The sequence below is a fragment of the Desulfobulbus alkaliphilus genome, from assembly GCF_016918545.1.
GTDB classification, from domain to species: Bacteria; Desulfobacterota; Desulfobulbia; order Desulfobulbales; family Desulfobulbaceae; genus Desulfobulbus; species Desulfobulbus alkaliphilus.
The window spans coordinates 1-421 of record NZ_JAFFQC010000327.1 but is presented as its reverse complement, the minus strand read 5'-3'; the positions used below and the strand labels follow the sequence as shown (position 1 = coordinate 421).

Sequence of the window (421 nt, the reverse complement as noted above, 5' to 3'; positions counted from 1 at the left end):
GGCCTATATCGTACGCGCGGACGCCCGACTGAAGAGCCTGAACGATCTCGCCCAGACGCCGATCCTGAACCGCGGCGGCCAGGTGATCCGCGTGTCCGACGTGGCCACGGTCGAGATCGGCCGCGCGCCTCGTTTAGGATCAGCCAGCGCCGACGGCCGCGAGACGGTGGTCGGCACGGCCCTGATGCTTCAGGGCGAGAACTCGCGCGAGGTGGCGCAGCGCGTCGGCGAACGGCTGAAGGCCATTGCGCCCAGCCTGCCGCCCGGCGTGGCCCTTAAGCCCGAACTGGACCGCACCGAACTGGTCGAGGCGACCATCCGCACGGTGGAGCACAATCTGTTGCTCGGCGCCCTGCTGGTCGTCGCCGTACTGTTCTTCGCCCTGGGCAATGTGCGGGCGGCGATCATCACCGCCCTGGTC

General features: G+C 69.1%; 1 protein-coding gene. It reads left to right on the top strand.

Annotated elements, in window-relative coordinates; genetic code table 11:
- The coding region (locus tag JWG43_RS21020; RefSeq protein WP_205244429.1) for an efflux RND transporter permease subunit at positions 1-421 on the top strand (421 nt) is incomplete at both ends.